Genomic DNA, 24,219 nt, shown 5'->3' on the forward strand with positions numbered 1-24,219 from the left:
CGGGCCGGGACGATCGTCGTCCCGGCCCGGGCCTTCCTGGCTCAGGGCCGGTCGTCGCGACCGGCCCTGGGCCGTTCCGTACGGTGTCAGCGCGCCGCGCTACAGGTCAACGCGGGTGCGGCGGGGGTGCCGGTGGACGAGCCGAGGAAACCGAACGTGGTGCTGGCGCCCGCGCCGAGGGCACCGTTGTAGGAGACGTTGCGGGCGGTGACGGCGGATTCCTGACTCGTGACTGTCGCGTTCCACGCCTGGGTGACGTTCTGCCCGTTGGCGAAGGTCCACGTCACGGTCCAACCGCTGATCGCCGACGTCCCCGCGGTGACACGTACCTCGCCCTGGAACCCACCGGTCCACTGACTCGTCACCGTGTACGTGGCGGTGCAGCCGGCCGACGGCGGCGGCGTGGTCGGGGACGGTGGCGGCGTGGTCGGGGACGGTGGCGGGGTGGTGGGTGACGGTGGTGGGGTCGTCGGGGATGGTGGCGGGGTGGTGGGCGACGGCGGCGGCGTGGTGACGGACCCGCCCCAGCCGGCGGTGGAGTCCAACCAGGCCGCGCGGCGCAGCATCCAGTCCCGCATGACCTGCACCTGGCCCTGCCAGGTGGGCGAGGTCGGCGTACGGAAGAAGCTGACCGTCGGCGACGTCAGGTTGGGCCAGCGTTGGAAGTTGCGCTGTGCCGCGTTGGTCAGGGGGCTGGCCAGAGCGTTGATCCGAGCCTGGAGCGCGGTGTCGGAGAGCAGACCGCGTCGTAGCGTCTGCCAGCGCGACCGGGCCTGGTTGACGAACGCGGGATCCTGTAGCAACCGGGCGAACCAGTCGTTGGCCGACGGCTGCCGGGTCTGCTGGTACTGCCAGCCCGACACCTGGTCGTTGTTGAAGAATCCACCGACACCGAAGCTCAGGTCGAAGTCCCACAGCGGACCGGCGAAGATCTTGCTGTCCCGGTCCTTGTAGAAGTGGGAGCTACGGACGTACGCGTCCATCTCCCGGCTCAGCTCATTAATGATCATGAGGTCGATGAACGAGTCGACGTCGATGTATTTGTGGTAGCCGGTGGTCGGGTCGGCGAAGTTCGACGCGTGCAGCACGTCGTTGAACTCCTGGAGGTGACCGCGCAGCCAGTCGCGCTGTTGCGGTTGCAGCGGCGACGGGTCGACCACCTCCAGGTAGTTCCAGCAGGTGGCGGCCGGGCCGGTGCACGGTAGCGTCGGCTCCTCGGCGGCCATCCACTCGAATTTCCAGATGTACCCGCCCTGGATCTTCGGCAGGGTCACGTCGTCGGAGTCCAACTGTTTGAGGTCGAGGCGGTCCTTGGAGTTCTTGATCGTCTCCACGATCATGTAGACGCCCAGGTAGTCACCGGCGCCCACCGGGGCCGCGTCGGTGTTGAGGTAGAACTCGGCGAACGCGTAGCGCGGAGCGGGCAGCCCCATCTCCCTTCCGAGGTCGTAGACGAGCGCCTCCCGGATCAGCGCCTTGTCGGTGAACGGGCCGCGCAACGCCCAGTCGGAGTCGGCGGGCATGCCCAGCACCGGGTAGTCGGTGTCGTCGTCCGCGTTGTCCCAGAATTCGAGGCGGAACGGCGTCTTCTCGAATGTCGCCGACGAGTTGCCGCGCAGGCGGAACCCCGCCCGGGTGCTGACCGTCGGGGTGGCCGCCAGCGAGGTGGTGCCGCCGCCGGCCGGTTCGAAGATCATGGCGGTGGCGTCGAGGTACTCGCGGTCGGGCCGACCGGCACCGTACGAGTCGATGAGCACCACCGGCAGGTCGTGGGCGGTGGTGACGTTCTGCGCGGCGTACATGGCGGTGCCGGGCGCACCCGTTGGTGTCTGACCGACGAACGCCTGCGCGCGTAGCTGGGTGGTACGGGTGAAGCGCAACGCCGAGCCCGAGTAGAGCGGTGACTGGGCCGTGGGCAGCGCACCGTTCGTGGTGTAGCGGATCTGCGCGCCGCTGACCGTGCTGCTCAGCGTCACCGCCACCTCCCCCTGGAAGGTGCCACTGGGAACGGAGAAGGTGATGTCGCCGGTCAGCTCGTCCGCAGCGGTCGCCGCGGCGAGGGCGTCGGCGGCTGCCGTGTCGCTGCCCGGGCCGGTGCCGGTCCAACCGGTGGACGAGCGTGCGGCGTCGGGGCCGGCGGGCGGACCGGCCACCGGATGGGCGCCGGTGAGCGGCTCGGCGCCCGCCGATGGTGACGTCACCACGAGGAGGCCCGCGACGAGGATGGTGGCGGCGGTGATCCCGGCGGCCCGGAAGGCAGCCGGAACACGGGTGCTGCGAACGGTCAGGCGCACGATGCCTCCTGTTCTGATCGGATGGGAGCGGTCGACGCCGGACCCACCAGGAGTGGGCTGGCGCGGAAGTGGCGGCGCAGCGTCCGTCGCCACGGCACGTCGGGCAGGTCCAGGCGCAGCGCCGCGAGTCCGGTGGCGTACTTCGAGATGCGCACGGGTCGGATCCCCTGCTGCCACAGCATCCGGTCGACGAGCGAGGCAGCCGACCTGGTCTTGGTCTCGACCACGGCGATGCCGGGCAGTCGCAGGGTGCGGTCGCCGTCGTGCCAGCTGAGCCCGGTGTCGATGGTGACCCGACTCGCGGTCGCCGGCAGCAGCAGCGTGCTGCGGCGGTAGTTGGTGGTCAGCACCGGCTCAAGCGGGCTGGTGACGAGGTCGGGCCAGATCGACTCCCGGACGAGCGCCTCGTCCACGAAGCCGCGCCCGGACCGGACCGTGTGGCGGTCCTCGGCGAGGTACGGCAGCCGGTGCTTGGTGACCAGCCCCCGCGCACCGCTGATCTTCACCTCCAGCCAACACTGCGCGGAGTCGAGGTAGGTGCGGGTCCGAACCTTGAAGCGCCTCCGCCGCCGGTACGCCGCGCAGTGGTAGCTGGCCAGGCACGGTGTGTCGAAGTACACCGACTCGTACGCGAAGGCGCGTTGCCCGTCGATGTCCAGCACCCGGGCGTACGGGCCGAGCTGGTCCAACAGGTGCGGCACCTCGTCCACCGCGAGGACGTACTTGCGGTCCACCCGGCACTGCAGGGCGGCCCGCTCGACCAGCTCGGCGAGTGCGATCGGGGCGAGCGCCGCCAGCGGCGACTGGTTCATCGGACCGCTCCGGCCCGTGCCGGCTTGGTGGTCCGGGCCGTTCCGCTGCGGCCGGCGACCGAGTAGCGAACGTCCACGATCGTCGTCTCGTTGACCATGTCGAGCCGCTGGACGGTGGCGGTGTGCACCCGGGCGTTGAGCAGTTGCTCCAGCTGGGCGACGAGGGCGACCTGGTCGGTGACGGCCGAGTCGAGCACCATGATCTGGTGTCGGTAGTGCCGGAGCAGCCGCCGGTGGTCGCCGACGAACATCACCGCGACGATGAGCGCCATCAGGCCACCGCTGAGCCAGACCGAGGTGGTGCTGAGCGCACCGAGGATGCCGAGCGCGAGAGCGGAGAAGTAGTACGCGACCTCGTGTTGGTCGAGTTCCGTCGAGCGGAGCCGGATGATGGAGAGCACCCCGAACAGCGCCAGCCCCAGCCCCAGCCCCGCACCGACGTCGCTGGCGCTCAGTGCGCTCGCTACGGCGAGGACGCCGACGTTGACCCCCAGGTAGGCGACGACCAGGTCGCGCCGGCGGTGCCGCGGGAAGTAGAGCCCGAAGACGAGCAGCGCCACCGCGCAGATGTCGATCGCGAACAGGACCAGCTGCGACATCGCTAGGGTTCCTCCTGGTCACCAGGACTTCCGGTAAATTTTCGGTGAATGTTTGGTGACTGTAAGCAACGCATAGGTGTGTGTCAATGCCTTTCGGAGGTGGTCAGGCAGGGAGAGGAGCCGGTAGCGAGGTAGCCGCGGCCCGCATCGGCCGGTGAAACTTTCGGAGCCGACCGTGCGGCGACTGGAGGCTGCGGCTTCGGTTGACCCCACGCGAGAGGGGTCGGCGACGCGCCCGCCCGCGGCGGTGTTAACGTCTCATCCCGTTGCCGGCGAGCGCCGCTAGCTCAACTGGCAGAGCAGCGGACTCTTAATCCGCGGGTTCGGGGTTCGAGTCCCTGGCGGCGCACCAAAGAGATAGGCCCTGACCTGGTGGTTCACACCGGTCGGGGTCTTCTTCGTGCAGGGTCGGGGCGGGTCTGGTGATCCCCTCCGGGACCCTTGGTCGCCGTCAACCTCCTGGTAATGACGGCTCAGCCTGCTGCTGGAGGCAGCCGCTCCCTGCTGCCCTGCGACCCCTACGCTGGCGGCATGAGGGAACCCAGCGCGGACCGGACCTGGTAGGTGCTGATGAACCGACGTGTAGCGGCGCCTACCGACGCGATTCCCGACGCGATCCGGGCCGATGTGGAGACGCTGTGGCGCTACCACGACATGCGCCACGAGTTGCGCCCGTGCGACGTGGGGATCGGGTTGGGCAGTCACGATCTCGGCGTGGCCGTCATCGCGACGCGCCTGTTTCACGAGGGCCTGTTCCCAAGGATCGTGTTCACCGGCGCGAACGCCCCAACGACCGTCGAGCGGTTCCCCCGTGGAGAAGCAGTGCACTACCGCGAGTACGCCATCGAGCAGGGCGTATCCGCGGAAGCGATTCTCGTGGAGCCGCGTGCCACGAACACCGCCCAGAACCTGGAGTACTCGCGTCAGCTCCTGACCGAGCACCGGATCCCGGTGCGGTCGGTGCTGATCATGTCGCGGCCCTACCAACAGCGTCGGGCCTACGCCACCTGCAAGCTGATGTGGCCGGAGGTCGATGTGGTCTGCGCGTCGAACCCACTCGAACTGGACGACTACGTGGCCAGCATCGGCGACTCGCGGCGGGTGGTGGACATGCTGGTAGGCGACACGCAGCGGATCGAGGTGTACGCGGAGCGCGGGTTCGCGATCCCGCAGGAGATTCCGGACGAGGTGCGGACGGCGTTCGAGCGCCTGGTCGCGGCCGGCTACGCGAGTCGGCTGATCTGAGCCCAGCTACCAGCGTGTAGACGAGGTGCAGGCTGCCGTAGACCGGCAGCAGCTGCGGAGTGGGTGTGGCGAGCCGTGGTTCCAGGAACTGCGCCGCCGTGGCGGCGAGGCCGCGGGCTTGCGCATATTCGCCGATGGACGCCAGCGAGTGTGTGGGGGAGTGAGTCGATGACGACGTTGTCGTGGCTGGCGCTGGCGGCGGCCAGCCCTCGGTTGGCGGCGGTCTACGCGAGGTCACCACGGCACGGGTCGGCGTGCTGGTGCAGGAGGCTGAGAACGCACGACTATTCGACGATTGCGCCGTTGCGGACGAGGTGGTCGCGGACGGCCAGCGGCAGACCGGCGGCTTCCCGGAAGATCGCACCACGGACCTTGGTGCTCAGGTTCGCCGTGGCGACCTCAGCGCAGGTGGCCAGGTCATAGGCACTGAGGCCGCCGTAGGCGTCGGCGACGGCCAGAAGGCCCCGGTCGGTGAAGGTGAAGCTCGTGGCATGGCGGTTGGGGTCGATCTCCAGGATCGGCCGGGCAGGCTCGTCGACGCGGAACACGCGAATGCCGCCGGCGTACGGGACGGCGGCGACGTTGCCGTGCCGGCTCAGCTTGAACGCGCGCAGGTTGCGAGCCGGGTAGTCGAGGCTCCGGTTGAAGGGTTTCGCGGACGGGTCCACGAAGTCGATCAGGCGCACGCTGCTCGTGTCGACGTCGAGCAGCATCAGGTGCAGACCGTCGTCGCTGACTGATATCACGCCGACGCCACTCTCACTGTAGAGCTGAATGTTGTCCGCGTCGGCCGTGGGGACCCGCAGCGTGCGGTGCGGTTCGTAGCGGAGGTCTCGGCCCGCGCCGATGATCAGCTCGAAGATTTCGGCCTCGGATGTCGGAAGGATCTCGTCCTGGTCGCCGCTCAGCACGTTGAGGCCGAACACCCGGCCGACCCCGTTCACCTCGAAGGTCACATTCGCCGCTTCAAGGAAAATCTCGGCGGTCAGCACGTCCGCGTCGATGTCGCGCAGCGTCAGCAACTCGCCGTTCTCGCGCGGGTGCAGCTCCAGCAGATAGCGCTTGTCGCCGACCTGCCACGCGTCGCCGGTGACCCCGCGGATCGGATGGTGCGAGACCGTGCCGGTCGCCGGATCGTGTAGGACGCTGGCGAGCCGCGACGCCGTCGTGTCGTCCCGGTGGACGACGAGCGTCTTGCCGTCGTCGAACATCACGCCGCCGTCCACCTTGTCCGGCGCTTGCAAGATCAGCTCGGGATCGCCGGACAGCCTCCACAGGTAGATCCGGTTGTCCCGGGTGAAGCAGACGACCGGCAGGTCGCCGCGGCTGCCGAGGGAATTCACGGCGCCGCGTTCGAAGCCAAGGTAGTCGGCAGTGGCAAGACGGGCGCCGGTCAGATCCGCGCCAGCCAGGTCCACGTCCTCCAGGTCGGCGTAGTCAAGCCTGGCTCCGCGCAGCGAGCAGCCGGCCAGGCTCATCCCCGCGTTGATCCGATCCAGCTGTGCGAACCGCAGGTCGACGCCGTCGAGCTGTCGGCCGCGCAGCGCGTTCGGGTTGATCCGGGCAATGATCTCGATGAGGTTCGCGCTTAGCAGGCTCTCGTTGTTGTCGGACAGTTCCGCAGTGCACCGCAGGTACTCGACGAGCGACTCGATCGGGTTCGTGGTCAGCATGGGGCTCATCAGGTCGAAGACGGCGGGAGTGTCGACACTGACAGCGGAGTCGACGAGCTGCTGGAGGCCCTCTGGGCGCCATCCGATCGCGGCGGCGCGCTCGTCCGCCGGGATGGACGGCAGCTCGGACCACGTGAACCTCGGCTCGCCCGTAGGCCGTACCGACCCGATCAGGGCCATGAAGTCCTCGTTCATCACGCCGAGCTTGGCCGCCATCCGGTATGCGGCGAAGAACTCGAGCAGAGAGCGATGGGCCGGGGAGTAGTCGCCCTCCGAGTTCCGGACCAGCATGGTCTGCCCGAGCATGTCGTAGTGCCAGTGGTCCAGGTCGCGTTGTTCCTGGACGGCGGGACCGAAGCACGCGCGGATGTGGTCGGGAATCGCACGGTAGTTGATGCTGAGGATCGACTCTTTGAGCATGTACGCGGACAGCTCGCACAGAAAGTAGACCTTGTCGGCCAGCGACGTGAACGTACGCTCGGCCCGGATGTCAGCATCGATCTTGTGCTGCACCGCGTACAGATAGACGCGGGAGATGTCGACCTTCGCACCGCGCTCGATGACCGGCAGCGCGGAGAGCACGAGGTCTGCCATGACCGGGCGTCGGATGAGGTCGACCAGGTCCTGATTCTGCAGGATGGCGTCCTTCGCCGGGCCGCTTGTCAGCTTGTCGAGCAGTTCGTCCACCTGATCGTCGTCGAATGGCTCAAGCTCGACCACCTCGAACTGTGGCGGCTCGCCGGTCAGGGCCTGCGTCGAGGCGGCCAGCCGGGCGCTGAGCACGTCGCGGCCCTCGCGCGCCTCGGGGAAGTGTTCGGTGCGGCAGGTGAGCAACACCTTCGAACCGGGAACGACAGCCCGCGCCAGCTCCCAAAAATTGTTGATCATCGCCTGGCGGTCGACCCGGGCGGCCATCTCGTCGAAGCCGTCGAAGATCAGCAGCAGTCGACCCATCCGGTTCAACGCCTCGAAGACGCCGTAGCCGCCGGGCAGGATCTCGTGCTTGCGAAAGAAGAACTCGCTGAACAGCGACTCAAGGCTGACCGCCTTGGCGTAGTCGCGCAGCGGGATCACCAGCGGCAGACGCGGCCGTTTTCGGCCGGATGCCTTGGCCGCCCGCCACTCCTGCGCGATCGTCCAGGCGAAGTGGAGGCTGAACCAGCTCTTGCCCATGCCGAACTCGCCGAGGATCGACAGGTGCTCCTTGGTGTCGTCGTCCAACCAAGATCGCACGTATTCGCCAAGCCCGCCCTCGCGCCACGAGTAGACGCTTCGGGCGGCGATCCGGCCGCTGCCCCGGTCGGGCTCGTCCTTCACGCAGGACGGTGGCACGAACCGCTCCTCGATCTGACGGTCGCGGACCTCGCGCTCAAGCCATTTCAGGTACGGCTCGAAGTCGGCGCTCTCATCGATCAGCTCGTCGAGGGTGTAGCAGTAGACCTGGTCGAGCTGCTCGTCGACAGCGCGGGCGGCCTTGCTGATCCGCTGGGGCACGACCACCCAGCCCTCGGACGCGTGGTGTGCCGTCACCAACCCGGCGGCGCGGGTGACGTCCGGGGCGCTGAGCTCGCCACTCTTGCCGAGGACGACAGCGGTGTCGTACCCGCGGCGGGCTGGCACCCGCACCAGCCAGACGAACTCCGTCGGGCCGGACTCGACCTCCCGCAGGATGCGGTATTCCACCGCGGCGAACCACTCGCGCAACTCGTTGGCCAGGTGCCGGATCGAGGTGATCGCCCCGCCCTCCTGCCGCAGGATCTCCTCGCGGGTGCCCATTCGATCAATTCGCCGGACCAGCCCGGCGAGGGTCTCCTGGATGTCGTTGACCCCGAGCTCCATTCTGGTCTCGGCGGCGGTGCGGGTGCGGTCGACCAGCCGGTTGAAAACCATCGAGAAGCCGGTGACCTCACGGGCCAGGTTGTAGTCGAGACGGCCGAGCGCGCCGGTCTCCTCGTTCCACTGGAGGATCTCGGCGACCTCGCGGTCGAGGTGAGCTGGGTCGCCAGTCACAAAGGACCGCTCGAACGCCTCGCGTACGTACTGGTTCTGGAACAGCCGGAGGACCGGCTCTGGCTTGCCGTAGCAGTACTCGACCACGGTGTAGGTGTAGACGCCCGCGAAGTCAGGCGGCGGCGCGTCCGGTGCCATGCCCAGCTTGTGCAGGACCGCGACCACGCCCTCCTGGCGCTTCAGCTTGTCGGTCGCGGGTTTGGCGATGGCGCCCAAAACCCGTAACGCCGTGGATAGCTCCGCTCCAGACATGACTGCCTTGTATCACGCCGCCCCGCCGGACGTAAGCGAGGGACGCATTGCCGACCTGTCGATCTGCGGATGCGGGGTTCGAGTGCCCGGAGGCACATCAACGATCGGCGCTACATGTTGATCATGTGGCCGGCCAGGCCGTGAATGGCTTCCTTGACGGCCTCACCGAGGGTCGGATGGGCGTGGATGTTGCGGGCCACCTCGGTGACGCGCAGCTCCCACTGCCGGGCCAGGGTGAGTTCGGGTAGCAGCTCGGTCACATCCGGGCCGATCAGGTGGGCGCCGAGCAGCTCGCCGGTGGCGTCGTCGCTGAGGATCTTGACGAAGCCACTGGAGTCGCCCAGGCCGTGGGCCTTGCCGTTGGCCGTGAAGGGGAACTTCGCGGCGTTCACGGTGTAGCCGCGCTTGCGGGCCTCGTCCTCGGTGTAGCCGAAGCTGGCGACCTGCGGCTGGCAGTAGGTGGCCCGCGGGACCATGGCGTAGTCGATTTCCATGGTCTCGGCGCCGGCGATGGTCTCGGCCGCCACGATACCCATGGCCTCGGCGTTGTGGGCGAGCATGAGCTTGGCGGTGACGTCGCCGATGGCGTAGACGTTCGGCACGTTCGTGCGGCAGCGGCCGTCCACCTCGATCGCGCCTCGGGGGGTGAGCGCGACGCCCAGCTCGTCCAGGCCGTACCCGTCGACGTTGGGCGTGAAGCCGATGGCCTGGAGAACCCTGTCGGCCTCAATGACCTGCTGCTCGCCACCACGGGAGACGGTGACCCGCACCCCGACGCCGGTCTCCTCGATCTGCTCCACCCGCGTGCCCGTGAGCACGTCCACGCCGAGCCGGCGGTAGTGCCGCCGCAGCTCGGCCGACACCTCCGGGTCCTCCAGCGGGAGCATCCGATCGAGGAACTCGACGATGCTCACCTGCACACCGTAGTTGTGCAGCACGTACGCGAACTCGACCCCGATGGCACCCGCGCCCGCGATGACGATTCGCTCGGGCAGCTCGGCACTCAGGATCTGCTCCTCGTAGGTCACCACGCGCTCGCTGAGCCGGGTGCCGGGCAGCAGCCGTGGGGTGGCACCGGTGGCGATGATGCAGTGCCGGAACGACACCGCCCGGCTGCCGTCCGGACCGTCGACGCGCAGCGTGTCAGCTCCGGTGAACGTGCCCCGGCCGTTGATCTCGGTGATGCGGTTCTTCTTCATCAAATAGTGCACGCCTTTGACCCGGCCGTCGGCGACCTTGCGGCTGCGTGCGTGCGCGGCCCCGAAATCGAAGGTCACCTCGCCGGTCGAGCTGATGCCGAATGTCTTGGCCTCGCGCGTGAACAGGTGGGCCAGCTCGGCATTGCGGAGAAGTGCCTTCGACGGAATGCACCCCACGTTGAGGCACACCCCGCCCCAGTATTTCTCTTCCACCACGGCCGTGCGCAAACCAAGTTGAGCAGCACGGATGGCGGCCACGTAACCACCGGGACCGGCGCCGAGCACCACGACGTCGAATTCGTCAGCCATCCGCGGATCGTAACAACACTCACGGTACCGACGAGAGTATGCACTTATGTGATGAAGAACTGTTCTCTCGCGGGTTGGCTGTGCGAGGTGCGGGAGCTACTGATAGCGCGTGCGGCACCGTTGCTCCCGCGTCTCGGGGCAGCCCCGTTCGTGCCACCGGCCCCTGCCGCTCGCGCGGCCCGCGTCACAGCTCCTCGTCTAGCGCGGTGGCGAGACGTACAACCCGGTGTTGCACCCCGTCTCGCCCGGTTCCAGCCAGATCGGGTCGTACGCCGGTGACTCGATGGCTCCGCCGGGAGTCCGGACCAGCAGGAGACACTGCCGCTCGGCGGGCACACCCAGCACGGCGACGAGGGCCTTCCCGTGGGTGGTCGTGTCGACGGTGACGTGCCTCTCCGGGAAGGCGGCTCGCACGGTGCCCGCGAGGGTGTCGGGCGTGGCGGTGCGCAGCGCCACCGCGAGCCGGTCGCGCGCATCGTCGGGCATCGCCGGGTACGGCCTGGCGACCGGCACCGGAGGCGTCCGCACGGAGGGGCAGTCGATCTCTTCGGATGAGGTGTTGCGAGCGAACTCCAGCAGGTAGCGGTAGCACCGGGTGGCCTGACCGGCGGAGTGGCCGGCGTTGCCGAAGGTCCCACCGTGGTCTTCGTCCACCGTCACCACGAACCGGACGTCGATGGTGGCCTGCTCGTCGCCTGTCGTTCGGCCGGACCAGGCCAGCGGCTCACGTCGGACGTTCGAGGTGCCGCCCTCGGTGGGGTCGAGGACTTCGGTCGCGGCGATGTACTCGGCGTCGCGCACCCGATTGCGATGGCCGAGCTTCTCGTCGAGGCGCTTCGCCTCGGACGCGGCGTGGTCCCGTGCCATCGAGGTGCCGTCGCCGTACTCCGCGCACCCGGCCGACGCCAGGCAGAGTGCCAACACGCCGCAGACCAGAGGCGCGGAGCCGAGCCGTCGCCGGGTGCCGGGGCGTGGCCGACCGGGTCGGTGCGCAGGAGCCATGGCGTCGAGCATGCCGGCCGGCGGCGGCGGCCGGATGAGTGCTCGTACTCAGCCCGCTGGGCAGCGTGATCGCTCGTCGAGGATTCATCGGACGATGCCAGCGGTGCCGGGGGCGGGGCTCGGGCGTTCTGCCCGGTACGAGTGTCTTTGCGCATTGACCACTCTTAATTGACTGTTGCAGTCGTCACACGTTCGACATACAGTCCCTGGGAGAGCTTCGTAGCGATTGGAAAAAGAGTGCGGTCGGGCGGCAGCAGCCCCTCCGCCAGTCCTTAGTGGCGTCGCTGTTCCGTGCTCGTCGCTCGATACCCACATTCGGCATCCCGTCGACGGCAAGTGAAAGGAACAGCACGTGAAATCAGCCATATCCACCGCTCGAACGTCATTGTTGGCGCTCGCGGTCTTCGTCTCCGCCGCAGTGCCGGCCGTGCTGACGAATCAGCTACCGGCCTCGGCCGCGGTTCAGGCGACCTATTACGTCGCCCCGGACGGCAGCGACACCAACGCGGGGACGCTCGAATCCCCATTCAAGACCCTGCAACGCGCACGGGATGTCGTTCGTACGGTGAATACGAACATGACCGGCGACATCAACGTCCTGCTGCGCGGTGGGAGTTATCCGATCAGCAGCACAGTCGAGTTCGGCGCGAGTGACTCGGGCACCAACGGATTCCGGGTCAGCTATGGCGCCTACCCCGGTGAGAAGCCGGTTCTCGACGGTGGTGTCCAGGTGACGGGGTGGACCCAGCACAGCGGCAACATCTGGAAGGCGCCACTGGACCGCGCCAACAAGCTGCGGGCGCTGTACGTCAATGACAAGCGTGCCCTCATGGCGTCGAAGACGATCAGCTCGGGCGGGTGCTACGGGACGTACAACATCACCGCCAACCAGGCCGCGTGGGCCTGGGAATCGGGCTCGCAGTGTGACGGCGCGAAATACAGCCAGAGCGACTTCCCCGCCATTCCGCGCAACCAGGACGACATCGAGATCGAGACCGGCACGACCTGGACCACGGCCATCGTGGGCGTCCGCCAGGTGACCACCGACGGCGCGAACCGGGTCGCCCTGTTCCAGCAGCCGGGAGCGGCGATCGCCCAGGGCTCGTTCAACGGCAACGCCCAGGTGGGCGGCACCCACAAGCTCATGAACGCCTACGAGTTCCTGGACGCGCCGGGCGAGTTCTACTTCGACAAGGGCACCAAGACGGTCTACTACTACAAGGCCAGTGCCGACAACATGTCGACCGCGACCGTCTACGCGCCGAACAACGTCACCACCCTGCTGCGGGTCGCCGGCACCTCGACCAGCAGCCACGCGCGCAACATCACGTTCTCCGGCCTGACGATGCAGCACTCCGACTGGAACCTGTTCAACGTCGCCGGCGCGTCCTTCAAGCAGGCGCAGCAGGGCAACCTCGGTGCCCAGGTGTACGCGAAGGGCAACTTCCACGTCTACTACTACCGCAACGTGGATGTCACTCCCGGCATTCTCCAGGTGCAGAACGCCGACGGGATCCTCCTGCAACGCAACCGGATCCAGCACACCGGTGCCGACGGCATCAGCATGGTCAACGACGTGCAGGGCTCGCAGTTGATCGGCAACTCCACAAACGACATCGCCGGCTCCGCGATCCTGGTGGGCCATCCCCAGCACGTCTACATCGGAGACGGCACGTCGACGAACCGCGAGAAGTACTCCGCGCAGGTCGAGGGGCTGCCGAAGAACATCGACATCAAGAACAACTATCTCTACGACAGCGCCGTCCTGTTCAACGGGCACAGCCCCATCTCGGCCTACTTCGCGGACACCCTCACCATCCAGCACAACCGGATCGAGAAAACTCCGTGGTCGGGCATCACCCTCGGCTGGGGCTGGTGGAACTTCGATGGATCATCGGGCTCGATCGTGCCCAACCGACCCACCACGACGGCGCGAAACAACAACATCAGTTACAACCACATCATCGACACGGTGCAGCGCCTCAGCGACACGGCCCCCATCTACACGCTCGGCAGCCAGCCCGGGACGATGATCACCAACAACTATCTCCAGGGCGTTCCGTCGGGTCACAAGTACGGGCTGCACCCGGACGAGGGATCCGCGTTCATCACGTTCCGTGACAATGTGCTGAGCATCGACAAGAACGTCACCTGGATGATCAATTCGGATGATTTCGGGCGCAAGCACGATCTGAGCATCACGCAGATCTACGGCCCGATCAACAAGGTCTCGAACAAGAACCTGCCGAACAGCACGGTCGCCGACATCCTCGTCTCCTCCGACTATGTCTGGCCCGCGGCGGCCTACAGCATCGCCGCGAACTCCGGCCTTGAGGACGCCTACCGGGACATCGTTCCGGCGAGCACCTTCTCCGCGCCGAACTACGTGCTGCCGGCCAGCACGTTCGTCACCACTGCCACGGCGTCGATCCCGATCCGCAGCACCGGCGACGCCACCAAGTCGGTCTGGCTGGCGCCGTCCGGCACGACCACCTTCACCGCCGGGGCGACGATGACCAGGGCGGCCGGCAACGCCACGTCCATCGCCGCGCCGACGACCCAGGGCGAGTACCGGCTCTACGTGGTTGACGCGCAGGGCAACCGGTCGGCGGAGTCGACCTTCATCGTCCGGCAACAGCAGGGCGGTGGCGGCGGTACGGGCGTCGGGCAACTCGTGGGTGGCCAGTCCAGCCGCTGTGTCGAGGTGCCCAACTCCTCGACCACCAACGGCACCCAGACGCAACTCTGGGACTGCTCCAGCGCCGCCAACCAGCGGTGGACCCAGACCGCCAGCAAGCAGTTGACCGTGTACGGCAACAAGTGCCTGGACGCGTCGGGGGCCGGCACGGCCAACGGCACCGCGGTCATCATCTGGGACTGCCACGGCGGCACGAACCAGCAGTGGAACATCAACACCAACGGCACCATCACGAACGCCCAGTCCGGGCTCTGCCTCGATGCCAACGGCGCTGCCACCGCCAACGGCACGAAGGTCATCCTCTGGGCCTGCAACGGGGGCGCGAACCAGCGGTGGACCCTGCGTAGTTGATTGACCCACCGGGGCCGGGCGACACGGCCCGGCCCCGGTGCCAGCCCGACCCGGGAGGGATCGGCCGGTCGCGGGCAGCACCATCGGGTCACGGGGTGCTAGCCGGCCACCGGAGTGGGTAATGCTGGGTGATGAAGTCGACCTGGAAGCCCCACGAGAAGCACGGCGGCCTGTCGAGCAAGGACAAGCGCGAGCTGCCGGAAACCGTCTTCGCGTTCCCGCGTGAACGCAAGGAACCGATGACCGACGCGGGTCACGTCCGCAACGCCATCGCCCGGTTCGACCAGGTGCAGGGCGTCACCGACGCGGACCGGGACCTGGCCTTCCAGAACATCCTCGCCGCCGCCAGGCACTACGGCGTCGAGGTCGCCGAGACGAACTGGCGTCAACTCGGCAAACTCCCGCACACGCCGAATCCCGCCCACTGACCGGGTCACCCGCTCGGTTCGCCGGATAGGTCCGCCTTCTGCGGGTAACCGACGCGAATGCCCGCGAAGCAGGAGCCGGCGGCTGATCTCGGCCCACACCCGAGCGGGGTGTCCCGAACGATGGCCGGCCTGCGCGAGCGGGCACGGCACGCGGTACGCGTCCGCGCCTGGCGGTTGCGGCTGCTCGGCCTGCTCGCCGTGCAGGCCGGCGTCGCGGCGGCGCTCGCCTGGTTCGTGGGGTACCAGTTCCTGGACAATCCCGCCCCGGTCCTCGCGCCCACCTCGGCGGTCGGCATCGTGGCCGCCTCGATGGGCTCGCGCCTGCGGCGCACCGTCGAGCTGCTGGTGGGGGTGATTCTCGGCCTCGCCGTCGGTGACGTGCTCATGCCGCTGTTCGGCATCGGGGCCTGGCAGACCGGCGTCGTCGTCGTGCTGGCGATCATCGTCGCGGTGCTGCTCAAGGGCGGTGGTGCCCTGCTCACCCAGGCCGGCGGCACGGCGGTGCTCATCGCCACCCTGGAACCACCGGTGCGTGAACTGTCCGTGCCTCGCTTCGTCGACGCCGCGGTCGGAGGGCTGATCGGGCTGGGAGTCGGATTGCTGCTGGTGCCGCTCCATCCGCAGCGGACAGTCCGGCGGTTGGCCGAACCCGTCCTCGATCCGGCCATCGCGACCATGCACGCCCTGGCCGCGGCGCTGCGCCTCCGCAGTCTTGACGAGGCCCAGCGGTGCCTGGACGCACTGCGGGACCTCACGCCCCGGCTGACCGCGCTCGACGAGGGGCTGAACGCCGCGCAGGAGGTGGTGCGACTGGCGCCACTACGCTGGCGTGACCGCACCTCGCTGGCCTTCTACACCCAGGCCGTCCGTCATCTGGAGCGCAGTCTGCACGGCTGCCGGTCCATCGCGAGGAGGCTCACGCAGGCCCTCATCGACGGGGAGCCGGTACCGGAGGAGTTTCCGGCGGCCGTGGACCTGTTGGCCACCAGCGTACAGACCCTGAGATGCGCCATTCGGGCGCGTGCCGAGCCGCGGAGGGCGCGCCAGCAGATCGTGGCGGCCGTGGAGTTGGTCGGCAGGGCGCAGGGGGAGGCCGTGCCGGACCTCACCCGCCCGCACACCCACCGGATGGGGTACTCGGGCCTGATTGCCGCTGGTGAATTTCGCATGACCGCCCATGACCTACTCATCGCCAGCGGGTTGGACATCGACCGGGCTGCGGCGTTGGTGCGGCGGACGGTGGACCGGGACGAATGGACCTGAGCCCGGCCACCGTCCGCCGCCACTACCCGGTCAGTCGCGCGGCCCCCCGGGCAAGCACCTTCGCACGGCTCTCCGGAGTGCGGGCCCTGAGCACCGGCAGGTCGTCCAACGTCGTGCGTTGACCGTCGATCCGGCCATGGCAGAGGGCCACGTCGAGCACCTCCACGTCAGCTGCCCTTCAGCGCGGCCAGGATCTCTTCGTAGTGCGGGTTCTTCATGACGCCCAGCACGTTGCCGAACGGGTCGACGACCGACGCGGTGATGAACCCCTCGTCCCCGTGTGGGGTGATCGGCTGGTACTCCGTGGCACCCATCGCCAGCAGACGCCTGACCGTCGCGTCGAGGTCGTCGACGTACCAGTGCATGACCACGCCCCCGGGCCCCGTCGCGGCGTCGGGCGGGCCGAACCTGCGGTCGATGATGCCCAGTTCCGCCTGGTAGTCACCGATCCGGAACTCGGTGTAGGCCGGGCGTCCGTCGGGCCCCGGGCGCATGAAGTACGCCTCGACGCCGAGGAATTCCGCGTACCACCTGGTGGCGGCCTCCACGTCGTCCGCCCAGATGTTGAGTGTGGCAAATCCTCGCAGGCTCATCAGGTGTCCTCTCATCGATGTGTGCGGTGGCGACGCTATCGACGATTGCGGAAGGTGCGGTTCCGCAATCGCGCGTGTAGGCCGTCGATTCGCGGGTAGTCGCCCCCGTTGGCTCGACGAATGTGGGGGCAGCGTGGCGACGGCCTACCCGGCGGTGGAGGAACACGGCCTGATCGGTGACCTGCAGACCGCGGCGCTGATCAGCACGGACGGCACGGTCGACTGGTTCTGTGCGCCCCGTTTCGACTCCCCGAGCGTCTTCGCCGCGCTGTTGGACCGCCACCGGGGCGGCCACTTCCAGCTGTCGCCCGACGGCGTCGACTACGCGAGCAAACAGCTCTACCTGCCCGGTACGCCGATCCTGATCACCCGCTTCCACAGCGCCGACGGCGTCGCGGAGCTGTTGGACTTCATGCCCGTCACCGGTGCACGGACCACCGACCGGCACGTGCTGATCCGTCTGGTCCGGATGGTCCGGGGGAGCATGCGGTTCCGCTTCGACTGCCGGCCCCGGTTCAACTACGGGCGCGATCCGTACACCCTTGAGGTGCACCCCGAGGGTGACGTCTTCCGGAGCCGGACGCTGACCCTCACCCTCGCTCCCTTCAAGAACGTGGAACGGGTGTTCAACCCCAGGGACATCCGGCGGGACGCCGACGGGGTGTCCGCGTCGTTCACCCTGCGGCAGGGCGACATCGGCGGGGTGGTCCTGGAGACGGCCTGCCCGCACGCCCCCCGGGCGCTCACCACCGAGGAGGCGTGCGACCTGCTCGCCCAGACCCGTGACTACTGGCGACGCTGGGCGGGTGGTTCCCGCTACACGGGTCGCTGGCGGGAGGTGGTCGAGCGGTCGGCGATCACGCTCAAACTGATGACGTACGCGCCGACCGGCGCCCTCGTCGCCGCACCCACCGCGGGGCTACCGGAGCAGATCGGCGGGCAGCGTAACTGGGACTACCGCTACACCTGGATCCGGGACGCGTCCTTCTCGGTGCACGCGCTGCTGCGCCTGGGCTTCACCGACGAGGCCCAGAAGTATCTGCTCTGGCTCGACGCGCGCATTCGTGCGGCCCGCGACGGTGACATCCCGCTACAGGTCATGTACCGGATCGACGGCTCACCGGACCTTCCGGAGGAGGTGCTGGATCACCTGGAGGGGTATCGCGGTTCGGCCCCGGTACGCATCGGAAACGGTGCGGCGGGCCAACTGCAACTCGACATCTACGGCGAGGCTCTCCTCTCGATGGAACTCGCCGACCGCAACGGGCTGATCCCGCCGTACCAGGGTTGGCGCAAGACCGCCGGGTTGATGGACTGGCTCTGCGCGCACTGGGACCAACCCGAGGACGGCATCTGGGAGACCCGGTCCGGCCGGCAGGACTTCACCTACGGGCGGGTGTTGTCCTGGGTCGCGCTCGACCGCGCGATCCGCATCGCCCGACGCCGGGGGCGCCCCGGTGACACCGCCCGCTGGGCTGCCGAACGCGACGCCATCTACGAGCAGGTCATGACCCGTGGGTTCAACCAGGAGCGGCAGGCGTTCGTGCAGCACTACGGTTCGGAGATCCTGGACGCCTCGCTCCTGGCGATGCCCGGGCTGAACTTCATCTCGCCGACCGACCCGATGTGGGAGTCGACGCTGCGGGCGATGGACACCGAACTCGTCTCCGACAGCCTGGTCTACCGCTACGACCCGAGGGCCTCGCCGGACGGCCTGGCGGGCACCGAGGGCACCTTCAACATGTGCACCTTCTGGTACGTCCAGGCGCTCGCCCAGGCCGGTCGGCTCGACGACGCCCGGTTGACCTTCGAGAAGATGCTCACCTACAGCAACTCCCTCGGCCTCTACGCCGAGGAGATCGCCCCGACCGGCGCGCAGATCGGCAATTTCCCGCAGGCGTTCAGTCACCTGTCCCTGATCAGCACGGCGACCCACCTCGACGACCTGCTCGGCGAGCAGTGCTGACCGCTCGGGTCAGAACAGCGTCAGCGGCTCGACCGGGATCGGCTCGGGCAGCGCGGCCAGCTCGGGTACCCGTGCTCGTACCTCGTCGTGGAAACGCCGCGCGAGCGCTGGCGCGTCGGCGTTGTCCGGGGTGTGCACGAACATCGTCGGCGAACGCCCCTCCCGTAGCCAGGCCACGGTGACGTCGATCCAGCGCTGCCAGCCCTCGACGGTGCGGGCCGGGTCGTCGCGGCCGAGGTAGCGGACGATCGGCCGGTCGGTCAACGCGAGCGACCGGAGTGGCACACGCGGCTTCTTGGTCCAGGCGTCCCGCTCCGCGTCGCTTGTGGGTGGGCTCGCGAAGAAGGCGGTCGTGTCGAAGGGGATCCACTCGGCGGACGCGCCGGCGAGGGTCGCCTCCAGCAGCCGGGCCGCGTGGGCGTCGCCGAAGAACGCGGGGTGGCGGACCTCCACCGCGTACCGGTGCGACTGCGGGAGTTGACCCAGGAATCGGCGCAGGGTCGGGACGTCGGTGGGGGCGAACGAGCCGGGCAGTTGGATCCAGAGGGCGTGTACGCGTGGACCGAGCGGCTCGATCGCGTCCAGGAAGGCGTGCAGTGGGTCGCCGACGGCGGTGAGCCGGCGTTCGTGGGTGATGACCTTCGGAAGCTTGAGGACGAACCGGAAGTCGGGATCCGTCTGCGCGGCCCACGACGACACGGTGTCCCGGGCGGGGGTCGCGTAGAACGTCGTGTTGCCCTCCACCGCGTCGCACCAGCTGGCGTAGTGCCGCAGGCGCTCTGCCGACGGCAGCGGGTGCCCCGGCCACGACCGGTGGCTCCACATCGCGCACCCCACGTGCAGCCGCATGACCGCCCTTCCCGCCGCCGGACCGGAGCCCACCGTATCCGGGCGGGCCGATGCGACCGGACGGACGGTCGTCAACTCAGGGTTGACGCAGGGGAATCGTCAACTTATGGTTGACGCATGACAGATCATCTCCAGATGAGCAACACCGTCAAGCTCGACGACCTGATCCAGGCGATCAAGAGGGCGCACACCGACGCGCTCGACCAGCTCACCGACGCGGTCATCGCCGCCGACCACCTCGGCGAGGTCGCCGACCACCTGATCGGGCACTTCGTCGACCAGGCACGCCGCTCCGGTGCCTCCTGGACCGACATCGGCCGCAGCATGGGCGTCACCAAGCAGGCGGCCCAGAAGCGCTTCGTATCGAAGGCGTCCGACGGGCTGCCGCTCGACCCGAACGAGGCCTTCGGCCGGTTCACCCCCCGGGCCCGCAACGTGGTGATGGCCTCACAGGAGGAGGCCCGCGCCGCCGGAAACGCCGAGATCGGCCCCGAGCACCTGGTCCTGGGCCTGCTGGCCGAGCCGGAGGGGCTGGCCGCCAAGGTGATGGTCGGGCGGGGTGCCACCCCCGAGGCGGTGCGGGAGAAGGTGGGTGCCACCCTCCCGCCGCCGGCCGAGCAGGTCCCGGACCTCATCCCGTACAACGCGCGCGGCAAGAAGGCGTTGGAGCTGACCTTCCGGGAGGCGCTGCGCCTCGGGCACAACTACATCGGCACCGAACACCTCCTGCTCGCCCTGCTGGAGCAGGAGGACGGCGCCGGTGCCCTCACCGATCTCGGCCTGACGAAGGCGACAGTCGAGGCCGACCTGGCCGCGGCGCTCGCCGCCTTCACCGCGCAGCAGAAGTGAGGCCCCGGGGTCAGGGCACCTCGGGAAAGCCGTAGCGCAGGGCGTGCTCCGGGTCGGCGGGGTCGATCTGGCGCACGCCCGCGTCGGCGAGGCGCTTGTTGACCTCGTCGAGCCGCTCGCGGACCAGACGGGCCTCCTCCTCGGTGACCCGGCCGCGGTGCGGCTTGCCGGCGTGCTCCAGCGTGCCGTAGTCGATCTTCTCGGCGGTCTTGCGTGCCTTGGGTGGGCGGACCCGCTCGGCGGTCCGCAACAGTTGCGCCATCGGCACGTCGGTGGCCATCGCGTCGAACTCGCTGGCCGTCAACACCACCCGACGCGGCTCGCCGCCGCCGTGCCGGTCGTGGATCTCCACCACCGCCACGTCGAGAGCGGCGTCGTCGATGTGCTCGACCTCGCTCGGGGTGGCGTCCAACTGCACGGGCCCGGCGACCAGGTCCGGGTGCTCCAGCACGACGACGCGCACCACCTCGTCGTCCTGCTGTAGAACCGTGCCGGTGAAGTCGGAGACGTGGATCGTCTTCTTGCCCATGCGCGGAGCTTCTCCTGTCGTAGGCCGGGATGCCGGACCACAAGAAATTACCCGACAGGTGTGCGAAAGACCGCGCTGGACCTCCCCGGTGTGTCGCCGAACGGGGGCTGCCGGTCGACCGGCGAGTCAGTGCGTGTTCAGGCGGTGTCGACTGGAACTGCCGCCGGCCAGCTTGTTCAGCCCGGCCCAGGACAGGGCGCTGCCGCCGATCGCCCGGGGGTTGCGGTAGCGCGGCTGGGGCAGGATGCCGCCAACGGTCCCCGTGGTGCGCCAGAGTCGCTCGGGGTCCTGCTGGTGGTGGTGGTAAGGCTCATTCGGCATTGCCCTACCGTCGCAAACAAAGGTGTCCAGGTTGAAAAATAGATATGACGGTCGATTGCCGCACCAGACGGGCGTGCCCGCCCGGCCCTGAGGGATCGTCCGCCCCGGCCGGGCGGCCCGGCGTACGGTGATCCACGACGGGTGGGGCGGCGGGGGAGGTGCACATGCTCGACCGGCGGGTCCAGCTACACCTGGCCACCTGGCTCGGCCAGTGGCCGAGCGGGCCGGGCACGCACGTGGTCGCGTCGCACCGACGCGCCGCACCGGCCTGGGACGGCCGGCTGCGCCCCGCACTCGCCGTGGACACCGGGCGAAGTGGCGTGCTCTCCGTGGCGCCGGAGCGGGTGGCGGCGATCCGTGCACTGGTCCGCCGCACGCCGGACCGGTTCCTCGCCGCGCTGCCGCAGGCCGTGGGAATGCCCGACTGGTGCGTGCACGACGGCCGCTTCCGATGGAGTACGGCCCCCGCGCCGCTGCCCGACGTGGGGGAGTGGACCCCCTCGACGGCCCCCGGTCTGCCGCCCTGGCTGCGGCTCTTCGACCGACCGGTGCTGGTGGTCCGTGACCCGGACGGCGCCTACCTGGCCGGTGCCGGGATCAAACGGCACGACGCGTACGGGCACGAGTTGGCCGTCGGCACCGCGCCGGCCGCCCGGGGGTGTGGCCTCGCCCGCCGACTCGTGGCGCAGGCGGCGCGACGGGTCCTCGACGAGGGGGCGGTGCCGACCTACCTGCACGAGCGGGACAATCTCGCCTCGGCCCGGGTCGCCGACGCGGCAGGTTTCCCGGACCGGGGCTGGCGCGCGTACGGGGTCTATCCGCGCTGAGCGGCGACGGGCGCGAGCGGACCGTGGATCCCGGGCCGGATCCACGGTCCGCGACCTCTCCCCAGGCCCCGGTTCCGGGTGTGACGGCCCCGCCGTGGGCGAGCCGCTACGTGGCGATCACGCTACGTATAGAACGGGCTCTGGGCAAGGCTGATGCTGTCCGTTCGGAGTGTCGAAAAGTGGACTTGACCTGCTTCTTCGCCGGTCGGCAGGTGCCGGCCGGTCAGTGACGGAGCGTGCGAATCAGGTCCAGCACCTGGCGGGTCACCGGCCGGAGGACCCGGAGCCGGGACAGCGCCACGAGCCGGTCGATCAGTGGTACGGCCCCGTCGATCAGCTGCCGGGTCTTGGTTTGGCCCGGCGATCGATCGTGCACCCAGTAGAGGATCACACCCATGTACGCGAGCCAGAGCAACTCAGGCAGTTGCGGGCGAAGCTCGGCGTCGACCTTTGCCGTCGAGCCCGTCAACACCTCGTCGAAGAGGTCGATGGCGGCCTGGCGGGGGCCGGAGGACTCCGCGGAGAAGGGGCTCAGCGGGGAGGTGGGCTCGGCCGCCGTCTTGAAGAAGGTCGCCGCGAACCCGTGCGACGGCGTCAGCACGTCGATCCCCGCGTGCAGCACTCCGGCCAGCCGGGCCCCGAACGCCTCCTCCCGATCCAGCACCGGCTGTGCGGCCGCATGGTGCGCGACCTGGGACTGGGCGTAGAACTCCTGGATCAGGTGGTCCTTGGAGCCGAAGTAGTAGTAGGCGTTGCCGACCGCCACCCCGGCCTCCTGCGCGATCGCCCGCATGGTGGTCTGGGCGTAACCACGCTCGCGGAACAGCCGCATCGCGGTGTCCCGGATCAGCTGCCGGGTCTGCTCGCCCCGAGCGGTGGCTGGGTCACCCGCAGTGGTCGTCTGCGCAGGCTGTTCGGTCATCGGGGCCACCGTATCCCGCCAGGTCGTCGGTCGGCTCGGCCCACGGGTCGCGGACCCGCTCCCGGATCGCCGAGGCGGTGGCCACCGCCTGCCGGGCGAGGGGCAGCAGGTGCGGCCGGGCCAGCCGCTCGGCCGTGGACCGATGGTCGGCCAACGCCCACAGGCAGGCGAACCAGGCGCCGTCGCCCGCGTACACCTCGCCGGTGTCGGCGATCACGGTGAGGTCGCGCAGCGTCGCGTCGTGGTCCAGGCCGGGGAAGCGCCGCCGGGCCTCGGCCGACCCGGCCGGCACGAACTCCAGGGGTACGAGCTGGGCGCGGGTCGACAACCAGCGGCGGGCGGCGCGGCAGAGCGGGCAGGCCGCGTCGAACAGGACGGTGAACCCCCGGATCCCACCGCCGGAGCCAGCGGTGGGATCCGGGAGCCGACCGACGCCGTGGTCGGGTGGCACGGTCATCGGGTCGGAGGGTTGTTCGCCGGGCCGGCGCCGGGCTGTGGTCCGGCCGACTGTGGTCCGGGCGACTGTGGTCCGGGTGCTTGCGGGCCAGCCTGCTGCGGTCTGGTCGGCTGGGGTCCGGCCGGCTGAGCGCCGGTCGGGTACCCGCCGGTCGGGTGCGGTCCGCCCGGGTACGCGCCGACCACCTGCGGCCCTGCGGGGGTGGGCTGCATGGGGAGGCGGCCGATCGGGGCGATCGGGGGGTGGGTGGCGAGCTGGCGCAGGCGGTTTCGCCGGTAGCGACCCAGTGCGAAGACGTTGAAGAAGTGCAGCGCGCCGAGCACCAGCAGTACCAGGCCGATCTTGAGGGACAGTTCCTCCATGGCCTGGCTTGTCGAGAGCACCGGGTCGGAGTGCCTCATCGCCACCGTGACGTAGCCGAGGTTGAGCAGGTAGAAGCCGACGACCAGGAGGCTGTTGACCGCTCGGGCGAGTCGTTCCTCGGCGAACACCTCCTCCAGGAAGACCAGCCCGTTGCGCGACAGCGCCCGAGCCACCCACATGGTCAGACCGATGCTGACCGCCAGGTAGATCACGTACATCCAGACCTTGATGTCCACGTGGACGCCCTTCTTGAACGTGTTCAACTATCGACGTCGTCAGCCTAGGGTGGATGTTGAACATGTTCAAGAACGGGCGGCACGTGACTGTGGACACTGTGCTGCTGGAGCGCGTCGTCCGGCCGGGCCGCCGTGGCTCAGCCGGAGAACGCCGTGGCTCAGCCGGAGAGCG

21 protein-coding genes and 1 tRNA gene are annotated in these 24,219 nt (G+C 69.0%); 8 read left to right on the forward strand and 14 right to left on the reverse strand.

The genetic code is table 11. The features are described 5' to 3' along the window. Positions 1-86: 86 nt before the first annotated feature. The 3 genes from ACGFIW_RS00185 to ACGFIW_RS00195 are packed head-to-tail and all read right to left on the reverse strand — an operon-like array spanning position 87 to position 3,705. Positions 87-2,294, reverse strand: coding sequence for a CotH kinase family protein (locus ACGFIW_RS00185; protein WP_393310014.1), 2,208 nt, complete (start codon positions 2,292-2,294; stop codon positions 87-89). Then, positions 2,285-3,106 (reverse strand): polyphosphate polymerase domain-containing protein, encoded by an 822-nt coding sequence (locus ACGFIW_RS00190; protein WP_393310016.1) that lies wholly within the window; start codon positions 3,104-3,106, stop codon positions 2,285-2,287. The genes ACGFIW_RS00185 and ACGFIW_RS00190 overlap by 10 nt, the downstream gene beginning before the upstream one ends. Next, positions 3,103-3,705 (reverse strand): DUF4956 domain-containing protein, encoded by a 603-nt coding sequence (locus tag ACGFIW_RS00195; protein ID WP_393310018.1) that lies wholly within the window; start codon positions 3,703-3,705, stop codon positions 3,103-3,105. Before ACGFIW_RS00195 ends, ACGFIW_RS00190 begins: the two co-directional genes overlap by 4 nt. A 276-nt stretch (positions 3,706-3,981) precedes the next feature. Between ACGFIW_RS00195 and ACGFIW_RS00200 the strand changes: the two genes are divergently transcribed. Then, positions 3,982-4,057: transfer RNA gene (locus tag ACGFIW_RS00200), tRNA-Lys, on the forward strand. A gap of 212 nt (positions 4,058-4,269) precedes the next feature. After that, on the forward strand, positions 4,270-4,950 hold the full coding sequence (locus ACGFIW_RS00205; protein ID WP_393310020.1) for a YdcF family protein: 681 nt from the start codon (positions 4,270-4,272) through the stop codon (positions 4,948-4,950). A gap of 284 nt (positions 4,951-5,234) precedes the next feature. Here ACGFIW_RS00205 and ACGFIW_RS00210 read toward each other — a convergent pair whose 3' ends face one another. The 3 genes from ACGFIW_RS00210 to ACGFIW_RS00220 form a co-directional block, all read right to left on the reverse strand. Beyond that, entirely contained in the window at positions 5,235-8,885 is a 3,651-nt protein-coding gene (locus ACGFIW_RS00210; protein ID WP_393310022.1) for an NACHT domain-containing protein, read from the reverse strand. A gap of 110 nt (positions 8,886-8,995) precedes the next feature. Next, positions 8,996-10,393 (reverse strand): dihydrolipoyl dehydrogenase, encoded by a 1,398-nt coding sequence (gene lpdA / locus ACGFIW_RS00215; RefSeq protein ID WP_393310024.1) that lies wholly within the window; start codon positions 10,391-10,393, stop codon positions 8,996-8,998. A gap of 198 nt (positions 10,394-10,591) precedes the next feature. Next, positions 10,592-11,395 (reverse strand): hypothetical protein, encoded by an 804-nt coding sequence (locus tag ACGFIW_RS00220; protein ID WP_393310026.1) that lies wholly within the window; start codon positions 11,393-11,395, stop codon positions 10,592-10,594. A 352-nt stretch (positions 11,396-11,747) separates the two neighbouring features. Between ACGFIW_RS00220 and ACGFIW_RS00225 the strand changes: the two genes are divergently transcribed. The 3 genes from ACGFIW_RS00225 (at position 11,748) to ACGFIW_RS00235 (ending at position 16,135) form a co-directional block, all read left to right on the forward strand. Further along, positions 11,748-14,444: an RICIN domain-containing protein gene (locus ACGFIW_RS00225; protein WP_393310028.1), complete on the forward strand. Its 2,697-nt coding sequence runs from the start codon at positions 11,748-11,750 to the stop codon at positions 14,442-14,444. A gap of 131 nt (positions 14,445-14,575) precedes the next feature. After that, positions 14,576-14,872, forward strand: a complete 297-nt coding sequence (locus tag ACGFIW_RS00230; protein WP_393310029.1) for a DUF6582 domain-containing protein — start codon at positions 14,576-14,578, stop codon at positions 14,870-14,872. Between the two features lie 57 nt (positions 14,873-14,929). After that, entirely contained in the window at positions 14,930-16,135 is a 1,206-nt protein-coding gene (locus ACGFIW_RS00235) for an aromatic acid exporter family protein (RefSeq protein ID WP_393310031.1), read from the forward strand. A 22-nt stretch (positions 16,136-16,157) separates the two neighbouring features. Here ACGFIW_RS00235 and ACGFIW_RS00240 read toward each other — a convergent pair whose 3' ends face one another. Together ACGFIW_RS00240 and ACGFIW_RS00245 are read right to left on the reverse strand one after the other, a co-directional pair. Continuing rightward, entirely contained in the window at positions 16,158-16,301 is a 144-nt protein-coding gene (locus ACGFIW_RS00240) for a hypothetical protein (RefSeq protein ID WP_393310033.1), read from the reverse strand. A gap of 1 nt (position 16,302) precedes the next feature. Further along, positions 16,303-16,728 carry a VOC family protein gene (locus ACGFIW_RS00245; protein WP_393310035.1) on the reverse strand — a complete coding sequence of 142 codons (426 nt, stop codon included), beginning with the start codon at positions 16,726-16,728 and terminating at the stop codon, positions 16,303-16,305. Between the two features lie 133 nt (positions 16,729-16,861). On the opposite strand from ACGFIW_RS00245, the gene ACGFIW_RS00250 reads away from it, so the two are divergent. Next, positions 16,862-18,694, forward strand: a complete 1,833-nt coding sequence (locus tag ACGFIW_RS00250) for a glycoside hydrolase family 15 protein (RefSeq protein ID WP_393310037.1) — start codon at positions 16,862-16,864, stop codon at positions 18,692-18,694. A 9-nt stretch (positions 18,695-18,703) separates the two neighbouring features. Here the strand turns inward: ACGFIW_RS00250 and ACGFIW_RS00255 are convergent, their stop codons facing one another. Next, the gene (locus tag ACGFIW_RS00255; RefSeq protein ID WP_393311203.1) at positions 18,704-19,519 is read right to left on the reverse strand and encodes a DUF72 domain-containing protein; all 816 of its coding nucleotides are present in this window, start codon (positions 19,517-19,519) and stop codon (positions 18,704-18,706) included. A 141-nt stretch (positions 19,520-19,660) separates the two neighbouring features. Here ACGFIW_RS00255 and ACGFIW_RS00260 point away from each other — a divergent pair, with 141 nt between their 5' ends. Beyond that, the gene (locus tag ACGFIW_RS00260) at positions 19,661-20,392 is read left to right on the forward strand and encodes a Clp protease N-terminal domain-containing protein (protein WP_393310039.1); all 732 of its coding nucleotides are present in this window, start codon (positions 19,661-19,663) and stop codon (positions 20,390-20,392) included. Between the two features lie 10 nt (positions 20,393-20,402). Here the strand turns inward: ACGFIW_RS00260 and ACGFIW_RS00265 are convergent, their stop codons facing one another. Both ACGFIW_RS00265 and ACGFIW_RS00270 read right to left on the reverse strand, forming a co-directional pair. Continuing rightward, entirely contained in the window at positions 20,403-20,921 is a 519-nt protein-coding gene (locus tag ACGFIW_RS00265; RefSeq protein ID WP_393310041.1) for a hypothetical protein, read from the reverse strand. Positions 20,922-21,047: 126 nt separating this feature from the next. Then, positions 21,048-21,242 (reverse strand): DNA repair protein, encoded by a 195-nt coding sequence (locus ACGFIW_RS00270; RefSeq protein WP_393310043.1) that lies wholly within the window; start codon positions 21,240-21,242, stop codon positions 21,048-21,050. Positions 21,243-21,406: 164 nt separating this feature from the next. Here ACGFIW_RS00270 and ACGFIW_RS00275 point away from each other — a divergent pair, with 164 nt between their 5' ends. Further along, on the forward strand, positions 21,407-22,069 hold the full coding sequence (locus tag ACGFIW_RS00275) for a GNAT family N-acetyltransferase (RefSeq protein ID WP_393310045.1): 663 nt from the start codon (positions 21,407-21,409) through the stop codon (positions 22,067-22,069). 223 nt (positions 22,070-22,292) lie between these two features. On the opposite strand, the gene ACGFIW_RS00280 is transcribed toward ACGFIW_RS00275, so the two are convergent. Genes ACGFIW_RS00280 through ACGFIW_RS00290 form a run of 3 tightly spaced genes read right to left on the reverse strand, consistent with a single transcriptional unit; the run spans position 22,293 to position 24,074 of the window. Continuing rightward, positions 22,293-22,991, reverse strand: coding sequence for a TetR family transcriptional regulator (locus tag ACGFIW_RS00280; protein ID WP_393310047.1), 699 nt, complete (start codon positions 22,989-22,991; stop codon positions 22,293-22,295). Next, positions 22,954-23,448 carry a thiol-disulfide oxidoreductase DCC family protein gene (locus tag ACGFIW_RS00285; RefSeq protein WP_393310049.1) on the reverse strand — a complete coding sequence of 165 codons (495 nt, stop codon included), beginning with the start codon at positions 23,446-23,448 and terminating at the stop codon, positions 22,954-22,956. The genes ACGFIW_RS00280 and ACGFIW_RS00285 overlap by 38 nt, the downstream gene beginning before the upstream one ends. Beyond that, a complete protein-coding gene (locus ACGFIW_RS00290; protein WP_393310051.1) occupies positions 23,445-24,074 on the reverse strand; it encodes a hypothetical protein in 630 nt (209 codons plus the stop codon). The genes ACGFIW_RS00285 and ACGFIW_RS00290 overlap by 4 nt, the downstream gene beginning before the upstream one ends. Between the last annotated feature and the right edge of the window lie 145 nt (positions 24,075-24,219).

It is taken from the genome of Micromonospora sp. NPDC048935 (assembly GCF_043197875.1).
Lineage (GTDB): Bacteria > Actinomycetota > Actinomycetes > Mycobacteriales > Micromonosporaceae > Micromonospora.

Bases quoted from the DNA above. Each gene is read 5' to 3' on its own strand.
- ACGFIW_RS00190 (WP_393310016.1), bottom strand. From the start codon at position 3,106: ATGAACCAGTCGCCGCTGGCGGCGCTCGCCCCGATCGCACTCGCCGAG.
- ACGFIW_RS00195 (WP_393310018.1), bottom strand. From the start codon at position 3,705: ATGTCGCAGCTGGTCCTGTTCGCGATCGACATCTGCGCGGTGGCGCTG.
- ACGFIW_RS00210 (WP_393310022.1), bottom strand. From the start codon at position 8,885: ATGTCTGGAGCGGAGCTATCCACGGCGTTACGGGTTTTGGGCGCCATC.
- lpdA (WP_393310024.1), bottom strand. From the start codon at position 10,393: ATGGCTGACGAATTCGACGTCGTGGTGCTCGGCGCCGGTCCCGGTGGT.
- ACGFIW_RS00220 (WP_393310026.1), bottom strand. From the start codon at position 11,395: ATGGCTCCTGCGCACCGACCCGGTCGGCCACGCCCCGGCACCCGGCGA.
- ACGFIW_RS00230 (WP_393310029.1), top strand. From the start codon at position 14,576: ATGAAGTCGACCTGGAAGCCCCACGAGAAGCACGGCGGCCTGTCGAGC.
- ACGFIW_RS00235 (WP_393310031.1), top strand. From the start codon at position 14,930: ATGCCCGCGAAGCAGGAGCCGGCGGCTGATCTCGGCCCACACCCGAGC.
- ACGFIW_RS00245 (WP_393310035.1), bottom strand. From the start codon at position 16,728: ATGAGCCTGCGAGGATTTGCCACACTCAACATCTGGGCGGACGACGTG.
- ACGFIW_RS00255 (WP_393311203.1), bottom strand. From the start codon at position 19,519: ATGTGGAGCCACCGGTCGTGGCCGGGGCACCCGCTGCCGTCGGCAGAG.
- ACGFIW_RS00260 (WP_393310039.1), top strand. From the start codon at position 19,661: ATGACAGATCATCTCCAGATGAGCAACACCGTCAAGCTCGACGACCTG.
- ACGFIW_RS00265 (WP_393310041.1), bottom strand. From the start codon at position 20,921: ATGGGCAAGAAGACGATCCACGTCTCCGACTTCACCGGCACGGTTCTA.
- ACGFIW_RS00270 (WP_393310043.1), bottom strand. From the start codon at position 21,242: ATGCCGAATGAGCCTTACCACCACCACCAGCAGGACCCCGAGCGACTC.
- ACGFIW_RS00275 (WP_393310045.1), top strand. From the start codon at position 21,407: ATGCTCGACCGGCGGGTCCAGCTACACCTGGCCACCTGGCTCGGCCAG.
- ACGFIW_RS00280 (WP_393310047.1), bottom strand. From the start codon at position 22,991: ATGACCGAACAGCCTGCGCAGACGACCACTGCGGGTGACCCAGCCACC.
- ACGFIW_RS00285 (WP_393310049.1), bottom strand. From the start codon at position 23,448: ATGACCGTGCCACCCGACCACGGCGTCGGTCGGCTCCCGGATCCCACC.